A 15,481-nucleotide genomic window follows, 5' to 3' on the forward strand; every position below is an offset into this window, starting at 1 on the left:
ATCAAAAACGGACCAGCGCCGAGCCCCAGGTAAAGCCGCCGCCAAATGCTTCGAGCAATACCAACTGCCCGCGCTGAATGCGGCCATCGCGCACGGCCTCGTCAAAGGCTGCCGGAACGGAAGCTGCCGAGGTGTTACCGTGGCGGTCGAGGGTTACCACGACTTTATCCATTCCCATGCCCAATTTCTTGGCGGTAGCGCTGATAATGCGCAGGTTGGCCTGATGCGGAACCAGCCAGTCCAACTGTTCACGGTCCAGATTATTGGCTTGCAGGGTTTCGTCGACAATGTGGGCCAATTCGGTCACTGCTACCTTGAATACTTCATTACCTGCCATCGTCAGGTAAGTCGGTTTTTCAGGGTGCTTTTGATCCGGATAAGGCAGGGTCAACAAATTGCCGTAACGTCCGTCAGCATGCATATGGGTGGAGATAATCCCCTGCTCTTCGGAAGCCCCGAGCACAACTGCACCGGCACCGTCACCAAACAGGATAACCGTACCGCGATCTTCAGGATCGAGCTTGCGTGACAGCACGTCGGAGCCAATCACCAGGGCATAACGCACTGCGCCGCTTTTGACGTATTGATCCGCCACGCTTAGCGCGTAGGTGAAACCGGCGCAGGCAGCAGCCAGATCAAACGCTGCCGAATCCTTGATACCCAGCAGGTTTTGGATCTGACAGGCCGAGCTTGGAAACGCATGTGAAGACGAGGTTGTGGCAACAATGATCAATCCAATGTCGTTTCTATCGACGCCAGCCATTTCCAGTGCTTTTTCAGCAGCGCTCAGGCCCATTGTGGCTACAGTCTCATCCGGTGCTGCAATGCGACGCTCACGGATACCGGTACGACTGACAATCCACTCGTCAGAGGTTTCGACTATTTTTTCTAAGTCGGCATTAGTCCGAACTTGTACGGGTAAATAACTCCCCGTACCGAGAATCTTTGTATACATGTCCGATCAGTCACTCTTGGGTAATACCGCCTCAAGGCGCGCGGCGATCCGAGAAGGAACCTGCCGCTGCACCGCCTGCACAGCCTGTTCGATAGCAACAGCAAACGCCCGCTGATTTGCCCCGCCGTGACTTTTTATCACGATGCCGCGTAATCCTAACAAACTTGCGCCATTATACTGGTCGGGATTTAAATGACTGAAACGCTTTGCCAGTTTCTTTTGTACTATTTTTTGCAAAGTCGGTCCAAACCATCTCATCCACCAGGATTTTTTGCCACCTTCTCCAGAGGATTTAAGTAATGACAAAAACATCCTGATCACACCTTCCATTGTTTTCAGTGTGACATTACCGACAAAACCATCGCACACCATGACATCCGTTTTACCGGTCAATAACTCATTGCCTTCAAGATAGCCGATATAATTGATGGCGGGTGTGTTTTTTAGAATCGCCGCGGCTTCACGGATATTATCCAGCCCCTTTGACTCTTCTTCGCCGATATTAAGCAGAGCGACACGCGGGTTGGTGATCCCTACCACTTCTTCTGCCATAACAGAACCCATTACCGCAAACTGCACCAGCATGCGGCTGTCGCACTCAACGTTAGCCCCCAGATCGAGCACCACGGTTTTCGTGCGCTGCTGATTGGGTAAAACCGTCATCAGCGCCGGGCGCTCTATCCCTTCCAGCGGCTTTATTACCCGTTTCGCCAATCCCATCAACGCCCCGGTATTACCGGCGCTGACGCACGCCTGCGCGTCACCGCTTTTGATCAGTTCCAACGCCACACGCATTGAGCTTCCACGACTGGCGCGAATAGCTTGCGATACTCTGGCATCATTCGCTATCACAGACTCGGCAGGAATAATCCGAATTCGTTCCGACAGGGAAGGATCGGTATTAGCCAGGTAAGGTGTGATGGCGTCGGGATCGCCGACCAGAAGAAGATTGAGTTCAGGATTAGAGGTCAGTGCCTGCAATGAAGCAGGCACTGTGACGGAAGGACCGAAGTCCCCGCCCATAACATCTAACGCGATGGTTAGAGGTTTCAAGGTATCGCCTTGCTATTACTTAACAAGTTTGACGTTATCAAGTAAATAGTTAGCAAGTAAGAAATCAGCCGATAACCTTGCGACCGCGGTAGAAACCGTCGGCAGTGATATGGTGACGCAGGTGAGTCTCGCCAGAAGTTTTGTCCACAGACAAAGTGGCGGTGGTCAGAGCATCGTGTGAACGACGCATGCCACGTTTAGAACGGGTTGGTTTATTCTGTTGTACGGCCATGGACCTTACTCCTCAATTACTTTTCTTTAAACTCGCTAATACGGAAAACGGATTAGGTTTATCTACCTCGGGAGGCAGTTTGCCAAATACCATGTCCGCGTCGGACACTTCACAGTGTTCAGATTCATGTACCGGAACGACAGGCAGTGAAAGAATAATTTCGTCTTCAATCATAGCCAGCAGATCGACTTCGCCAAACTCGTCGACTTCGATCGGCTCGTACGCTTCCGGTAATGCCTCAGCCTGTTCAACATTGGCAACAGGACTAAAACAATATGTTGTGTGAACCTGGTGTTCAAACGTCTTGCCACATCTCTGACATTCCAGAGTAACAGCGACATCCGACTGACCTTTTATAACGGCCAGACGTTGATTGTCGATATCAAACGACAAAGAGGTTTGCACATCTGAGTCCACACTGACCACTGATGCTGCAACTCGTGTCACCTGCTCGGCATTGTAGACACCGATATAGTCTAAACGCTTCTGCGCTGTACGAACGGCATCAACAGCCAGGGGTAATTTTACTTTTTGCATAGGGCGCGCATATTAACTTTGTAACGACGTAGAGTCAAAGAAAAAGGGCATTTTACTGCGCCTTTCACCAATATTCGCTTCCTCAGCGGCGGACAGTTTAAAATGTGTGATTCAATAACGCTATGCTTTGTGAAAAAAATTATGCAAACAATGCCCAAGAAAAAGATCCTTTTAGCTTCTACCTCGGTTTACCGCCGCGCGCTGCTGGAAAAAACAGCGCTGACTTTCAGCTGTGCGGCCCCGGATATCGATGAGACCCCGCAGGTCGGGGAGTCAGCCGAAGATCTGGTCCTTCGTCTGGCCGAACAAAAAGCCCGCAATCTGGCTGACGTCTATCCCGGTCATCTGATTATTGGATCGGATCAGGTCTGCGTGATCGACCAAAGGATCCTTGGCAAACCCCACACCTTTGACAATGCCTGTCATCAGTTGCACCTGGCGCAAGGCAAACAGGTTCGCTTTTATACCGGGCTTTGCCTGCTCGACAGCGATAGCGGTCAGGCCGAGGTGTTATGCGAGCATTTTGATGTGCACTTTCGTGCGCTAAGCGACGAGGAAATCGCCGGCTACGTCACTCTGGAACAGCCTTACGATTGTGCCGGCAGTTTTAAATGCGAAGGTTTGGGTATCAGTCTGTTTGAAAAGCTTTCAGGTCGCGATCCCAATACGCTGATTGGTTTGCCGTTGATCGCCCTGCTCGCCTTGCTGCGTAAGCATGGCATTAACCCATTGCTGCAAGCATAAAAAAAGCGCCTGACGAGGGCGCTTGAGTTTGATGACCAAGTCGTCTTGATGATCGAGATACTCGGGCATAGCACACCCAGGGGCGCTTCTGGCTGGTTTTATTTTACCGCGTCACGCAATTTCTTTAAGGCGTTGCGCAGCTTTGGCTCCAGCGGGGCTTCAATACGCAGCGTTTCGCCGGTGCCCGGATGATCAAAGCGTAGCGCCGCTGCATGCAGGAACAGGCGGTTAATACCACTGCCGACCAGTTGGGCATCAAAGTCACGGTCGCCATAGCGGTCGTCAAAGGCAATGGGATGACCGGCATGCTGGGCATGCACACGGATCTGGTGCGTACGACCGGTCACCGGGCTGGCCTTAATCAAGGTGGCGAAGCCGTATTTCTCTTCGATTTTGAAACGCGTTTCTGAGGGTTTACCTTCGCTGTTAACCCGCACAATGCGCTCGCCGCTTTGCAAAATATTTTTCAACAAAGGTGCCTGCACCACTTTGCAGTGTGCCGGCCACTCGCCGCGAACCAGCGCCAGATAATCTTTTTGCATGCCTTTCAAACGCAGTTGCTCATGCAGTGAACGCAGCGCCGAGCGCTTTTTGGCAATCAGCAACACGCCCGAGGTATCGCGGTCCAAACGATGCACCAGCTCCAGGAAACGGGCATCCGGACGCAACGCGCGCAAACCTTCGATCACGCCAAAGCTCAGTCCGCTGCCGCCGTGTACCGCAGTGCCGGAAGGTTTGTTGAGGATCAGCAGATGGTCATCTTCGAACAGAATGCAATGTTCCAGCGCCGCGACCTTATCCAGCTTGGCGGACACCGGGGCATCGTCACGCTCGGCAACGCGTACCGGTGGAACGCGAACCTGATCACCGGACAGTAATTTATATTCTGGCTTGATTCGCTTTTTGTTAACGCGAACTTCGCCTTTACGCAAAATACGATAAATCATGCTTTTCGGCACACCTTTAAGGAAAGTGCGCAAAAAGTTATCAATTCGCTGACCAGCTTCGTCTTCGCTAATGGGGATTATTTGTACTACCGGATTCTCAGTTTTCATGGGCCATGATTCTAGATGATTCTAAATATTAAGTGCGGGGTTCGCGCCGCTGATTTTTCTGTGCTTAACTCTAAGTTTACCAGTAACTGTCGAGGAATACTTAAAGTAGGCGTTAATTCAGTGAATATTGGCAAGGGATTGACCTTCCTGGCGTGAGACTATCTTTAGCTAAGCGAAAAAGTCACCTTGCTATATCAGTGCCAGCAATGGAATAATGAGAACACTTCCGCGTTGATTCTCTTAAACTTTGGGAAAACGCTGGAAATTAGAGATTTGCCTGATCGCACAAAAACGCAGCAATGGCGTAAGACGTAATGTGAAATCAAGCAATTAGCGGGCTGCGGGTTGCAGCTTGGCCGGCAAACGGAATGAGATCTGTCTATCCGAATTCAGAGGCTATTCCCCTACTAAAAGTACTGCTTTCATCAAGCTGTGGTTCCTGATACGGCAAAAGCAGGCTTACCGAAATAATGCGCCCCTATGCAGGCGACAACCGGGAGGTTGACGACTATGCGAGAAGACTCGGGGCCAACGGTTTATCCGGCCATAGAGGTTATTTTGCCCGCAGTTCTGACAATAATGGAAAAATAACGAGTAAGTTACGATGAAAAGAATGTTGATTAACGCAACTCAGCAAGAAGAGTTGCGCGTTGCTCTTGTTGATGGACAGCGGCTCTACGATCTGGATATTGAAAGTCCCGGCCACGAGCAGAAAAAAGCGAATATTTACAAAGGTAAAATCACCCGCATAGAACCAAGTCTGGAAGCAGCATTTGTTGATTATGGTGCGGAACGACATGGTTTTCTCCCTCTAAAAGAAATCGCCCGCGAATACTTCCCTAATAATTACGCCTCTCATGGTCGTCCAAACATCAAAGATGTTCTGCGCGAAGGCCAGGAAGTGATTGTTCAGGTCGATAAAGAAGAACGTGGTAACAAAGGCGCAGCACTGACGACCTTTATCAGTCTGGCCGGTAGCTATTTAGTGTTAATGCCTAACAATCCGCGCGCTGGGGGTATTTCCCGCCGGATCGAAGGTGATGACCGTACCGAGTTAAAAGAAGCACTCTCCTCCTTGCAGCTTCCAGACGGCATGGGGCTTATCGTCCGCACCGCTGGCGTTGGCAAATCTGCAGAAGCTCTGCAGTGGGATTTAAGCTTCCGTTTAAAACACTGGGATGCCATCAAGAAAGCCGCAGAAGGCCGCCCGGCACCTTTCCTGATCCACCAGGAAAGCAACGTTATCGTTCGCGCCTTCCGTGATTATTTGCGTCCGGATATCGGCGAAATCCTTATCGATAACCCGAAAGTCCTCGAACTGGCCAAAGAGCACATCGCGGCTCTGGGTCGTCCTGATTTTAGCAGCAAGATCAAACCCTATATCGGTGAAATCCCGCTGTTTAGCCATTACCAGATTGAGTCGCAGATCGAATCCGCTTTCCAGCGTGAAGTTCGCCTGCCTTCTGGCGGCTCGATTGTTATCGACAGCACCGAAGCCTTGACCGCCATTGATATCAACTCGGCGCGCGCCACGCGTGGTAGTGATATCGAAGAAACCGCGTTCAATACCAACCTCGAAGCGGCAGACGAAATTGCCCGTCAATTGCGTTTGCGCGACCTCGGCGGCCTGATTGTTATCGACTATATCGATATGACGCCAGTGCGCCATCAGCGTGAAGTCGAAAACCGTCTGCGCGATGCGGTCCGCCAGGACCGTGCACGTATCCAGATTGGCCGCATTTCCCGCTTCGGCCTGCTGGAGATGTCACGCCAACGTTTGAGCCCTTCACTGGGAGAATCCACGCACCACGTCTGCCCTCGCTGCGACGGTACAGGTACCGTGCGTGATAACGAGTCGTTGTCGCTGTCGATTCTGCGTTTGATCGAAGAAGAAGCGCTGAAAGAAAACACCAAAGAAGTCCATGCTATCGTGCCGGTGCCGATTGCCTCTTACCTGCTCAATGAAAAACGCGAGTCGGTGAATGCTATCGAGAAACGTCAGGGTGGCGTTCGCGCGGTGATCGTACCAAGCGAGCAGATGCAGACCCCGCACTACCACGTTCTGCGTGTACGCAAAGGCGAAGAGTGCACGGCACTGAGCTATCTGCTGCCGCAAATCCATGAAGCGGAAATGCTGCAACCTTCTGAAGAACTGCCTGCCGAGCGCAAACGTCCTGAGCAACCCGCTCTGGCAACCTTTGCTCTGCCAGCAGAAGTTCCTCCCTCTTACGAACAGCCTGATGCCAGCGTACAGCCGGAACAAACCCGCACCACAACGGTTAATACCGCGCCTGCTGCCGAAAAATCCGGTTTTATCAGCAAGCTGTTTAGTGGCCTGAAAAGCCTTTTTGCTTCCGAACCGCAGCCAGAAGTTAAACCGGCTGTCGTCGAAGAAGAAGCCAAGGTCGAAACAGAAACCACCGAAGGCGAAAATCGTCGTAACAGTGAACGTCGCAATCAGCGTCGCCAAAATGGTCGTCGCGATCGCAACGGTGAGCGCGGAGAACGTGGCGAACGCAATAACCGTGATAACCGTGGCGAAGGCCGCAGCGAATCTCGCGAAAACACCCGTGAGCCGCGTGAAGATCAACGTCGCAACCGTCGTAATCCTGAAGTGGTCGCCGATGCTGAAGTCCTGGTTCAGGATGCCGAGAATGCGGTGGCAAGCGAAGAGCAAGTCCAGCAGCAGCCTCGCCGTGAACGTGGCGATCGCTCACGCCGTCGTCAGGGTCAGGAAGACAAACGTAAAGCGCCGCAGGAAGACAAGGTTGCTGAAGCTCCATTAGTGGAAGAAGTTGTCGCTGCCCCGGTAATCAGTGAAGATCTCGACGATCGTCCACAGGTACCAAGCCAACGTCGCCAGCGCCGTCAATTAACGCAGAAGGTTCGCTTTGAATCTGAAGTGGATCAGGATGTTGAAGATGCAGCTCAAATGCTGATCACTGGCGTTAAACCTGCTGAACGCAGTGTTGAACCAGAATCAGCGCCAGTAGCAGCAACGCCAGTTACCGAGATAAGCAACGACACTGACGCTGAGGAAACTCAGGGTGAAAACAACCGTGAAAACGGTATGCCTCGCCGCTCACGTCGCTCACCGCGTCATCTGCGCGTTAGCGGTCAACGTCGTCGCCGTTATCGCGATGAGCGTTATCCGTCACAGTCGCCAATGCCGTTGGCCGGTGCCTTTGTGTCACCAGAAATGGCATCAGGTAAAGTGTGGATCACCTATCCGGTGGCGCAACCGGTTGAGCAGGTTCAGCCTCAGTTTGAAGCACAACAGCCGCAGAGTGAAGAACCGGTCGCAGAAGCTGCCGCCGTGTTAACCACTCAGGTTGAAATTGCCAAGGGAAACACACCGGTTACCACCGATGTCACGCCGGTAACGCCTGCGGCACCAAGCGTGCAACCGTCTGAGCATTCGCATTCCGTCGCCTCGGCGCCAGTTTCCGAACAGCAGACCGAAGCCGTGAAAGCACCTGAGCCTGCAGCCGAAGTCGAAGCACCGACAGCCGTTGCTGAACCAGAGATTGTTGAGCCTGTCACTCTTGACAGCGTAGAAACGGTCAGCGAAGCGCCAGTACCAACGGAACCGCAAGTGGTTGAGCCAGAAGTTCTGGCACCCGTGGTTAGTGAGCCTGAAGTTGTAGAACCTGTTGCTGAAGTTGAAGTTGAAGTTACCGAGGTTGATCAGCCGATCGCCGAAGTGGCCGAGCCGCAAACTGCTGAAGCCCAGACCGCAACGGCTGACATTCCGGCTGTGCCAGAAGTAACGCCAACTGCTGTCGAAATCCCGCAAGTGACCCCTGCCGCAGTGGTTAGCGAAGTGCAGAAAGCACCAGCCATCGACAAAGATGCCGTCACTGCAGCGCAGATGCGTCAGGAAAAACATGCTACTGCGCCGATGACCAAAGCACCGGCACCAGCCTACGTTGCAGAAGCTCCGCGCTTAAGCGATTGGGTTCGTCCCGAGTTTGACTTTACCGGCAAAGGTTCTGCCGGTGGCCATGCCGCAGCAAGCGCAGCGACAGCACCGGCAACCAAGCCGGAAATGCCGCAGTAAACTGAAAGTCATTGCCGGTTGCGATTGACCGGTAGTAAAAACCCGCCATTGAGCAGTAGGTCAATTGGCGGGTTTTTTTATGATTAGCGCAGTAGGGAACAAGAGCAGAGGGTCAGGCCAGTACTTTCATTTTTTTGATTTCAATTTTTTCCAGTTTACCCTCAAGCTGACTGACAAAATGCTTAAAATGTTCGGTGTCTTCGTGCTGGGCAACAGCTTCTTCTGAACGCCAGCGTTCATAAAATATAAAACTGTTACTGCTGCCAATTTCTCGATGTAAATCATATTGCAGGCAGCCTAACTCTTCGCGGCTGGCGGCAACGATGGTCAGCAATGTCTGGGTCACTTCTTCAACAAATTCAGGTTTTACGGTCAGTGGGGCAACGATTCTAACTTCCATAATTTTAACTCCTGTATAATGAATTTGATTATTTTACAGCCGGTATTACTTAGCCACTGCTAATCATTAACCTCTACTATGACCCCGCAACGGTATTGATTTCAACGTTAACTTAACAAAGTAATGCATCCGTTTGAGTTTACGCTTATCCTTATACCCCGCCGTTAATGCTCCCATTACTGCACCTGATCCGAACGTCTTGTCTCTCAATGCCGGAGTTTTGTCCCATGACCGCAATACCGCAAGTTTTAAAAATACGCCGTCCCGATGACTGGCATATCCACCTTCGCGACGACGCCGTGCTGAGTACAGTATTGCCGTTTACCAGTGAGATTTTTGGTCGCGCGATTGTCATGCCCAATCTGACACCGCCGATCACCAGCGTTGATGCCGCCATTGCCTACCGTGCCCGCATTACCGCCGCCATTCCTGCCGAACATCAATTTACGCCACTGCTGACTTGCTACCTGACCGACACGCTGGATCCTGCCGAGCTATCGCGCGGTTTTGAACAAGGGGTATTTACGGCTGCGAAGCTTTATCCGGCCAACGCCACCACCAACTCCAGTCACGGCGTCACCAATATTCAGGCTATTTATCCGCTGCTGGCGTGCATGCAAAAAATTGGCATGCCTTTATTGGTCCACGGCGAAGTCACCCATGCCGATGTGGATATTTTTGATCGCGAAGCGCGTTTTATCGATGAAGTGATGGAACCACTACGCCGCCAGTTCCCGGAACTGAAAGTGGTGTTTGAGCATATTACGACCAAAGAAGCTGCGCAGTATGTACAAAACGGCAACCGCTATCTGGCGGCCACCATCACGCCGCAGCATTTAATGTTTAACCGCAATCATATGTTGGTCGGTGGTGTACGCCCGCATCTGTTTTGCCTGCCCATTCTCAAACGTAATATCCACCAGCAGGCGCTGCGTGAAATTATCGCCAGCGGCAACGATCGTTTCTTCCTCGGTACTGACTCGGCCCCGCACTCCAGGCATCTGAAAGAGTCGAGCTGTGGTTGTGCGGGTTGCTTCAATGCTCCGCTGGCGCTGTCAGCCTATGCGACGGTATTTGAAGAAATGAACGCTCTCGACCATTTTGAAGCCTTCTGCTCCGAAAATGGCCCGCGCTTCTATGGCCTGCCGCTGAATGAAGGCAGCGTCGAGCTCACGCGCACGCCGGTGACGCAGCCCGAGTCCATCCCACTGGGCAAAGATTCCATTGTCCCTTTCCTGGCGGGACAAACCCTGAACTGGAAAGTCACTGCCTGCTAACTTACTGTCGTAAAATAAACCGGAAGCGATGTTTGCTTTCGGTTTATTTTACGCAGCGCTTGCTCTTACAAAAATAACTGTATATATTCACAGTATAAATTATACGGAGGAGCAATTATGCGTATTGAAGTCTGTATCGATAAGAAAAAACCGTTGCCGGTTGGCGCACTGGAAGCCCTGTCAGGGGAACTGAGCAACCGTATCAACAAAAAATTTTCCGACAGCAATAATAGCGTGCAGGTACGTTATGCCGGTGCCAACAGTTTGTCGGTACTGGGTGGTGCCAAAACAGATAAAGATATTATTGAAGAAATTTTGCAGGAAACCTGGGAAAGCGCCGACGACTGGTTCTCGGCCGATACGCAGTAACACTGCCGGTTTTCAAGCTGCAACAGCGTCGCTATGGGTGTTTACTGGCACGCTGCAAGGTGAAAATTAATAATAATCAGGCCTCAATGGCCATTAGTCTCTTCGCCGGGCGTCGCTGTCCGGCTTTTTTATCTGCTCAAAATTTCCGCAAAAATGCCATAAATGGTAGCCAAAAAACTTTTTTACAACTAAATAGGGGATTTTTGTCCCAAAAAACCAAAAAATGCTTATACTTACGTAGCTCACTTGATAATGGGCCGCATTGATCCTCGTTAGTCACTCATGCTAGTCACTACAACATAAGGGGTCTATATGGACAGAAATGACGAAGTTATTCAGACACACCCGCTTGTTGGCTGGGATATCAGTACCGTAGATTCCTACGACGCAATGATGATACGTCTTCATTACCTGTCTTCAAAAGACCAAACGCCAGAAGATGCTCAGGTAGATAGAACGCTATGGTTAACTACCGACGTAGCAAGACAACTTATCAATATTCTTGAAGCTGGCATAGAAAAGATCGAATCACACGAGTTCCATTACATTGACCAAAGAAAACACTAAACAAAATCAGCAAATCCAGGGCACCTGACAACTCGCTGGCAGGTGCCTTTTTAATCCCCCCCTTCTCTATTGCCATTCCCCCTGTAAAGTCTCTATCATGCGCTAACCCGTTTATTATAATTTTGTTAAGGACTCTTATCGCATGGATTATGACCTGATTGTGGTTGGCAGCGGTTCCGTGGGTGCTGCTGCGGGGTTTTATGCCACACGCGCCGGACTAAAAGTATTAATGATCGATAGCGCCATGCCGCCGCATCAGGCAGGCAGTCATCATGGCGAAACCCGATTGATACGCCATGCCTACGGTGAAGGTGCACGCTATGTGCCACTGGTTTTGCGCGCCCAGGCGCTGTGGAATGAGTTGGCGCTATTGACCGAGGAAGAGATTTTCCGCTCATGCGGGGTGGTGAATATCGGTCCGCAAGGTTCGGAATTCATTGCCAATGTAAAAGCCAGTGCCACGGAATTCAACCTTAATACGCAACCCCTCACTGCCGAGCAAATCCGCCACAAATGGCCATTGCTGAATGTTCCTGATGGTTATAGCGGGGTTTTTGAACCGGATTCAGGTTATCTGCATTGCGAAAAAGCCATTAGCGGTTATATCAAACTGGCCAGAGAAGCGGGTTGTGCCCAGTTGTTTAACTGCCCGGTCGAGAGCATCCGCTATGAAGATGACTTCGCCGTGGTTAGCACCAAAGATGGCGAATACCGCGGCCGCAAACTGGCATTAACCGCCGGTACCTGGGTAAAAAAACTGCTGCCTTCCCTCCCGATCACCCCGATGCGAAAAGTCTTTGCCTGGCATCAGGCCGATGGTCGTTATAGCGAAGAAAACCATTTCCCGGCCTTTACCGTCGAAACCCTGGCTGGCGATCAGTTTTATGGTTTTCCTGCGGTAAAAGATAGCCTGAAACTGGGTAAGCATAATGGCGGCCAGCCGATTGACTCTGCTGAGCAGCGCGTACCCTTTGGTAGTGTGGCAGAAGATGGCCGCGAGGTTTTTGGCTTTCTGCGTCAATTCCTGCCCGGCGTAGGCGTTTGCCTGCACGGTGCTGCTTGCACTTATGACCTCACCGCCGATGAAGATTTTATTATTGACCGCTTACCCGAGCACGGCAACACACTGGTCATTACCGGCTTAAGCGGTCATGGTTTCAAGTTTGCCAGCGCACTTGGTGAAATTGTCTCGCTATTTGCCAGCGATCGACCGTACAAAACCGATTTATCCCCTTTCTCACTGGCTCGTTTTAAATAAGCGCAACCAGTAATAATCAATTTCTCGCCACCAGTCGGTTGGCGGGAAATTGATTTGCGAAGTGTTTTTATTTCACTTTCTTGATACCACTATTTGACATCCGCCATTATAAAAACATATCCTTCATTTGTAAGATCACAGGAGTGATCGCAGCCCTCTCCCTCGTAAAAATGAAACAAGGAAGTTATTTATGAAAATACTTATCGTTGAACCCTGTGGTTTCATGCGCTTGGGCATGTTTTCCCTGCTAATCGATCACCCCCAAATTGATGTAATGGATGTTGAGGATCTCGCGCAATCAATAGATTTGGCCTCTGATTTCAACCCAGATATAATATTCGTGAATATGACAAGCCACTGTCATTACACTGACGTCGATCCTGTGATCAATAGTTTTTTAAATTTAAGACACACCAGCACCATTTATTGTTATCTGGATACCAGTTACCCGGAAAGTGATGAACCTGTTATGGTGGCCGATAACTTTTTTATCTTTAAAAAACAGAATATTAGCAGCATATTACAGCAAGCCATCGATCTCTCTGGCACACCGTTACCGGTCAAATATAGCCCGGTGCCTTTTTCGCTGTTCAGCGATCAGGAAATATTGGTCATGAACTACTGGATGGCGGAAATGCCCAACTATCGTATCGCCAGAAAACTCAACATCAGTGACAGAACCGTCTATGTCCATAAAAGGCATATTACACAAAAGATTAAAGTGCGAAATCGCCTGGAGTTTTGTTTTATATATAATCTGATTAAATACTTTTATTGGCCGATCAATCCGTTAGCGATACGACCACTGAGTCGACAAACCAAAAGTGATATTTTGACCTTAATTCGTTAAATTATAATTATAAAGTTTATTTTAAAATGGCTATTCAAATGAATAGCCATTTTCTACTGACGTTAATTATTAATGCGACGAAGTATTATCACTGACATTAATTTTAGCTGCTTCGGCTTTTTTTCTGCGCAAATGTAATTTGTTTAATAATTTTTTAGCTTCTTCTTTGGTTGCCACTGCAGGAGCCGAACCAATTAACGGTTTTTGCGCTGTCTCCTTTAAAGAAAATACAGTAATGGCACCAATCAGCGCCGCCGCCATAAGATAGTAGGCAGGAACCAATACATTACCGGTGACTGATACCAGCCAGGACGTCACCAGTGGCGTGGTGCCGCCAAACAGGGAAACCGAAATATTAAAGCCGATGGCCAACGCACTGTACCGCGTATTGGTGGTAAAGAGTGCCGGAAGCGCCGCCGGCATGGTGCCACTAAAGAAAGTATGCAAGATCCCAAGCAACATCAGGCCGCAAAATACGCCGATCATGCCGCCCTGCCCAATCAGCAACAGCGCAGGGATCGCCAATATGATAAGGCCGATGGCACCGGCAAGCAGTACCGGTTTTCGACCCAGGCGGTCATTCCAGAAACCCAGCACCAGGGTCAGGGGCATCATGATAAACATCACCACCACAATCAGCATCAGACCACTTAGCTCACTCAGTCCCAGCACGCTGGTCAGATAGCTTGGCATATATGAGGTGAGCATATAGTTCGATACGTTAAACAGCAGCACCAGGCCAATACACTGCATCATCGGACGCCAGTATTGACGCAACATTTCAAACAGCGTCTGGCGCGGCTTACTCTCTTCAATTTGTTCCTGCTTTTCCATATGCTTTTGGAAGGCTGGGGTTTCTTCCAGCTTAAGTCGGATATACAAACCAAACAGGCCTAAAGGTGCAGCAATAAAGAACGGGATACGCCAGCCCCAAGACAGTAACTGTTCGGCAGACATAAAGGCGGTCAATGCCGTCACCAGACCCGCCCCCAGCAAGTAGCCGCCAAAAGTACCAAACTCCAGCCAACTCCCCATAAATCCCCGGCGCTTATCGGTGGAGTATTCGGCAATAAAGGTGGCCGCACCGCCATATTCACCACCAGTGGAGAATCCCTGCACCAGACGCGCAATTAGCAACAGGATCGGCGCGGCAATACCAATGCTGGCATAGCTCGGGATCAGACCGATAGAAAATGTCCCTACGGCCATCATAATCATGGTAAAGGCCAGCACTTTCTGACGGCCTATTTTGTCGCCTAATGGACCAAAAACCAGCCCACCGAGCGGACGTACCAAAAAGGCGGCCGCGAAGGTGGCAAAAGTGGCGATCAGCTGCGCGGAAGCACTGCCGCTGGGGAAGAAAACGTGGCCGATGGTCACCGCTAAAAAACTGTAGACGCCAAAATCGAACCACTCCATGGCATTACCCAGAGCGGCAGCCCCGACGGCACGGTTAAGCATTTTTCGGTCGACAATGGTGATGTCGTCAAGCGTCAGCTCGGGCTTGCTACGCTTACGCCAAAATTTGATGTGTGAAGTATGAGATTCCGTTGAATCCTTCATAAAATGACCTCTGATGTTGCAAACATTATGATCAATGCAGCACCATAGCTTTCGCTTCCCTGGTAATTGGTTGACTCGATGGCTGATGAGAAAGATGAAGCGACAGCTATGCAGCAGCGTTTATTATTCACTAAATTTAATCGTTAACATGGTATAAAAAACCATGCCACAATTATTTTTACGATGCATATTTACATAGATTTAACCTATACAAAAACCTAATCCTGGTCAAGTTTGCTGTATATATTGACATATCACCCTCTGTAAACCCGGAGGGGCCATACTGGCAAAATGATAGCTAACCATATGATTATAAAAATTTATTTTTATAAAACCCTTAAGATAGCATCGGATTAACAACCTGTTTTACTTAAGTATAGTCAGCGCCATGCTGGGTTGATAATTAATTTATTTTGATAAAATGTCATATTTCGCAGCAACAATTCACAGCGCAAAATGCCACAAATTCTCGCTGACCACGCCCAGATATGCTTTGTCTTGACGCCAGGTGATGGTGTAAAAGACGGGCAAAATTTTGAGTACGGAATGGGGTTCGACGCT

Annotated in this window: 14 protein-coding genes; 7 read left to right on the forward strand and 7 right to left on the reverse strand. The window is 50.1% G+C overall.

The window, feature by feature from the left end; genetic code table 11:
- Position 1: 1 nt before the first annotated feature.
- From GW590_RS08885 to yceD, 4 genes are all read right to left on the reverse strand, one after another.
- Positions 2-955 carry a beta-ketoacyl-ACP synthase III gene (locus tag GW590_RS08885; RefSeq protein WP_169402670.1) on the reverse strand — a complete coding sequence of 318 codons (954 nt, stop codon included), beginning with the start codon at positions 953-955 and terminating at the stop codon, positions 2-4.
- 6 nt (positions 956-961) lie between these two features.
- Positions 962-2,008, reverse strand: coding sequence for a phosphate acyltransferase PlsX (gene plsX, locus GW590_RS08890; RefSeq protein WP_169402671.1), 1,047 nt, complete (start codon positions 2,006-2,008; stop codon positions 962-964).
- 64 nt (positions 2,009-2,072) lie between these two features.
- On the reverse strand, positions 2,073-2,240 hold the full coding sequence (rpmF, locus tag GW590_RS08895) for a 50S ribosomal protein L32 (RefSeq protein WP_002210931.1): 168 nt from the start codon (positions 2,238-2,240) through the stop codon (positions 2,073-2,075).
- A gap of 12 nt (positions 2,241-2,252) precedes the next feature.
- Positions 2,253-2,777: a 23S rRNA accumulation protein YceD gene (yceD, locus tag GW590_RS08900; protein WP_169402672.1), complete on the reverse strand. Its 525-nt coding sequence runs from the start codon at positions 2,775-2,777 to the stop codon at positions 2,253-2,255.
- Between the two features lie 141 nt (positions 2,778-2,918).
- On the opposite strand from yceD, the gene GW590_RS08905 reads away from it, so the two are divergent.
- Positions 2,919-3,521: a Maf family protein gene (locus tag GW590_RS08905; protein WP_328803062.1), complete on the forward strand. Its 603-nt coding sequence runs from the start codon at positions 2,919-2,921 to the stop codon at positions 3,519-3,521.
- Positions 3,522-3,619: 98 nt separating this feature from the next.
- On the opposite strand, the gene rluC is transcribed toward GW590_RS08905, so the two are convergent.
- Positions 3,620-4,576 (reverse strand): 23S rRNA pseudouridine(955/2504/2580) synthase RluC, encoded by a 957-nt coding sequence (gene rluC, locus GW590_RS08910; RefSeq protein ID WP_169402673.1) that lies wholly within the window; start codon positions 4,574-4,576, stop codon positions 3,620-3,622.
- A gap of 604 nt (positions 4,577-5,180) precedes the next feature.
- On the opposite strand from rluC, the gene rne reads away from it, so the two are divergent.
- Positions 5,181-8,636, forward strand: coding sequence for a ribonuclease E (rne, locus tag GW590_RS08915; protein WP_169402674.1), 3,456 nt, complete (start codon positions 5,181-5,183; stop codon positions 8,634-8,636).
- A gap of 112 nt (positions 8,637-8,748) precedes the next feature.
- Here the strand turns inward: rne and GW590_RS08920 are convergent, their stop codons facing one another.
- Positions 8,749-9,036 carry a putative quinol monooxygenase gene (locus tag GW590_RS08920; protein ID WP_169402675.1) on the reverse strand — a complete coding sequence of 96 codons (288 nt, stop codon included), beginning with the start codon at positions 9,034-9,036 and terminating at the stop codon, positions 8,749-8,751.
- Between the two features lie 227 nt (positions 9,037-9,263).
- Here GW590_RS08920 and pyrC point away from each other — a divergent pair, with 227 nt between their 5' ends.
- The 5 genes from pyrC (at position 9,264) to GW590_RS08945 (ending at position 13,357) form a co-directional block, all read left to right on the forward strand.
- The gene (pyrC, locus tag GW590_RS08925; RefSeq protein WP_169402676.1) at positions 9,264-10,313 is read left to right on the forward strand and encodes a dihydroorotase; all 1,050 of its coding nucleotides are present in this window, start codon (positions 9,264-9,266) and stop codon (positions 10,311-10,313) included.
- A 117-nt stretch (positions 10,314-10,430) separates the two neighbouring features.
- Entirely contained in the window at positions 10,431-10,682 is a 252-nt protein-coding gene (gene dinI, locus GW590_RS08930; RefSeq protein ID WP_169402677.1) for a DNA damage-inducible protein I, read from the forward strand.
- 312 nt (positions 10,683-10,994) lie between these two features.
- A complete protein-coding gene (gene bssS, locus GW590_RS08935) occupies positions 10,995-11,249 on the forward strand; it encodes a biofilm formation regulator BssS (RefSeq protein WP_169402678.1) in 255 nt (84 codons plus the stop codon).
- Positions 11,250-11,391: 142 nt separating this feature from the next.
- Complete coding sequence (gene solA / locus GW590_RS08940) at positions 11,392-12,507, forward strand: N-methyl-L-tryptophan oxidase (RefSeq protein WP_169402679.1); 1,116 nt, start codon at positions 11,392-11,394, stop codon at positions 12,505-12,507.
- Between the two features lie 190 nt (positions 12,508-12,697).
- Positions 12,698-13,357, forward strand: coding sequence for a response regulator transcription factor (locus GW590_RS08945; RefSeq protein ID WP_169402680.1), 660 nt, complete (start codon positions 12,698-12,700; stop codon positions 13,355-13,357).
- Positions 13,358-13,426: 69 nt separating this feature from the next.
- On the opposite strand, the gene proP is transcribed toward GW590_RS08945, so the two are convergent.
- The gene (gene proP / locus GW590_RS08950; RefSeq protein WP_169402681.1) at positions 13,427-14,920 is read right to left on the reverse strand and encodes a glycine betaine/L-proline transporter ProP; all 1,494 of its coding nucleotides are present in this window, start codon (positions 14,918-14,920) and stop codon (positions 13,427-13,429) included.
- Between the last annotated feature and the right edge of the window lie 561 nt (positions 14,921-15,481).

The organism is Rouxiella aceris (genome assembly GCF_012933545.1).
GTDB classification, from domain to species: domain Bacteria; phylum Pseudomonadota; class Gammaproteobacteria; order Enterobacterales; family Enterobacteriaceae; genus Rouxiella; species Rouxiella aceris.

Bases quoted from the DNA above. Each gene is read 5' to 3' on its own strand.
- GW590_RS08920 (WP_169402675.1), bottom strand. From the start codon at position 9,036: ATGGAAGTTAGAATCGTTGCCCCACTGACCGTAAAACCTGAATTTGTT.
- GW590_RS08905 (WP_328803062.1), top strand. From the start codon at position 2,919: ATGCAAACAATGCCCAAGAAAAAGATCCTTTTAGCTTCTACCTCGGTT.
- yceD (WP_169402672.1), bottom strand. From the start codon at position 2,777: ATGCAAAAAGTAAAATTACCCCTGGCTGTTGATGCCGTTCGTACAGCG.
- rne (WP_169402674.1), top strand. From the start codon at position 5,181: ATGAAAAGAATGTTGATTAACGCAACTCAGCAAGAAGAGTTGCGCGTT.
- pyrC (WP_169402676.1), top strand. From the start codon at position 9,264: ATGACCGCAATACCGCAAGTTTTAAAAATACGCCGTCCCGATGACTGG.
- GW590_RS08885 (WP_169402670.1), bottom strand. From the start codon at position 955: ATGTATACAAAGATTCTCGGTACGGGGAGTTATTTACCCGTACAAGTT.
- rpmF (WP_002210931.1), bottom strand. From the start codon at position 2,240: ATGGCCGTACAACAGAATAAACCAACCCGTTCTAAACGTGGCATGCGT.
- bssS (WP_169402678.1), top strand. From the start codon at position 10,995: ATGGACAGAAATGACGAAGTTATTCAGACACACCCGCTTGTTGGCTGG.
- rluC (WP_169402673.1), bottom strand. From the start codon at position 4,576: ATGAAAACTGAGAATCCGGTAGTACAAATAATCCCCATTAGCGAAGAC.
- solA (WP_169402679.1), top strand. From the start codon at position 11,392: ATGGATTATGACCTGATTGTGGTTGGCAGCGGTTCCGTGGGTGCTGCT.
- GW590_RS08945 (WP_169402680.1), top strand. From the start codon at position 12,698: ATGAAAATACTTATCGTTGAACCCTGTGGTTTCATGCGCTTGGGCATG.
- dinI (WP_169402677.1), top strand. From the start codon at position 10,431: ATGCGTATTGAAGTCTGTATCGATAAGAAAAAACCGTTGCCGGTTGGC.
- proP (WP_169402681.1), bottom strand. From the start codon at position 14,920: ATGAAGGATTCAACGGAATCTCATACTTCACACATCAAATTTTGGCGT.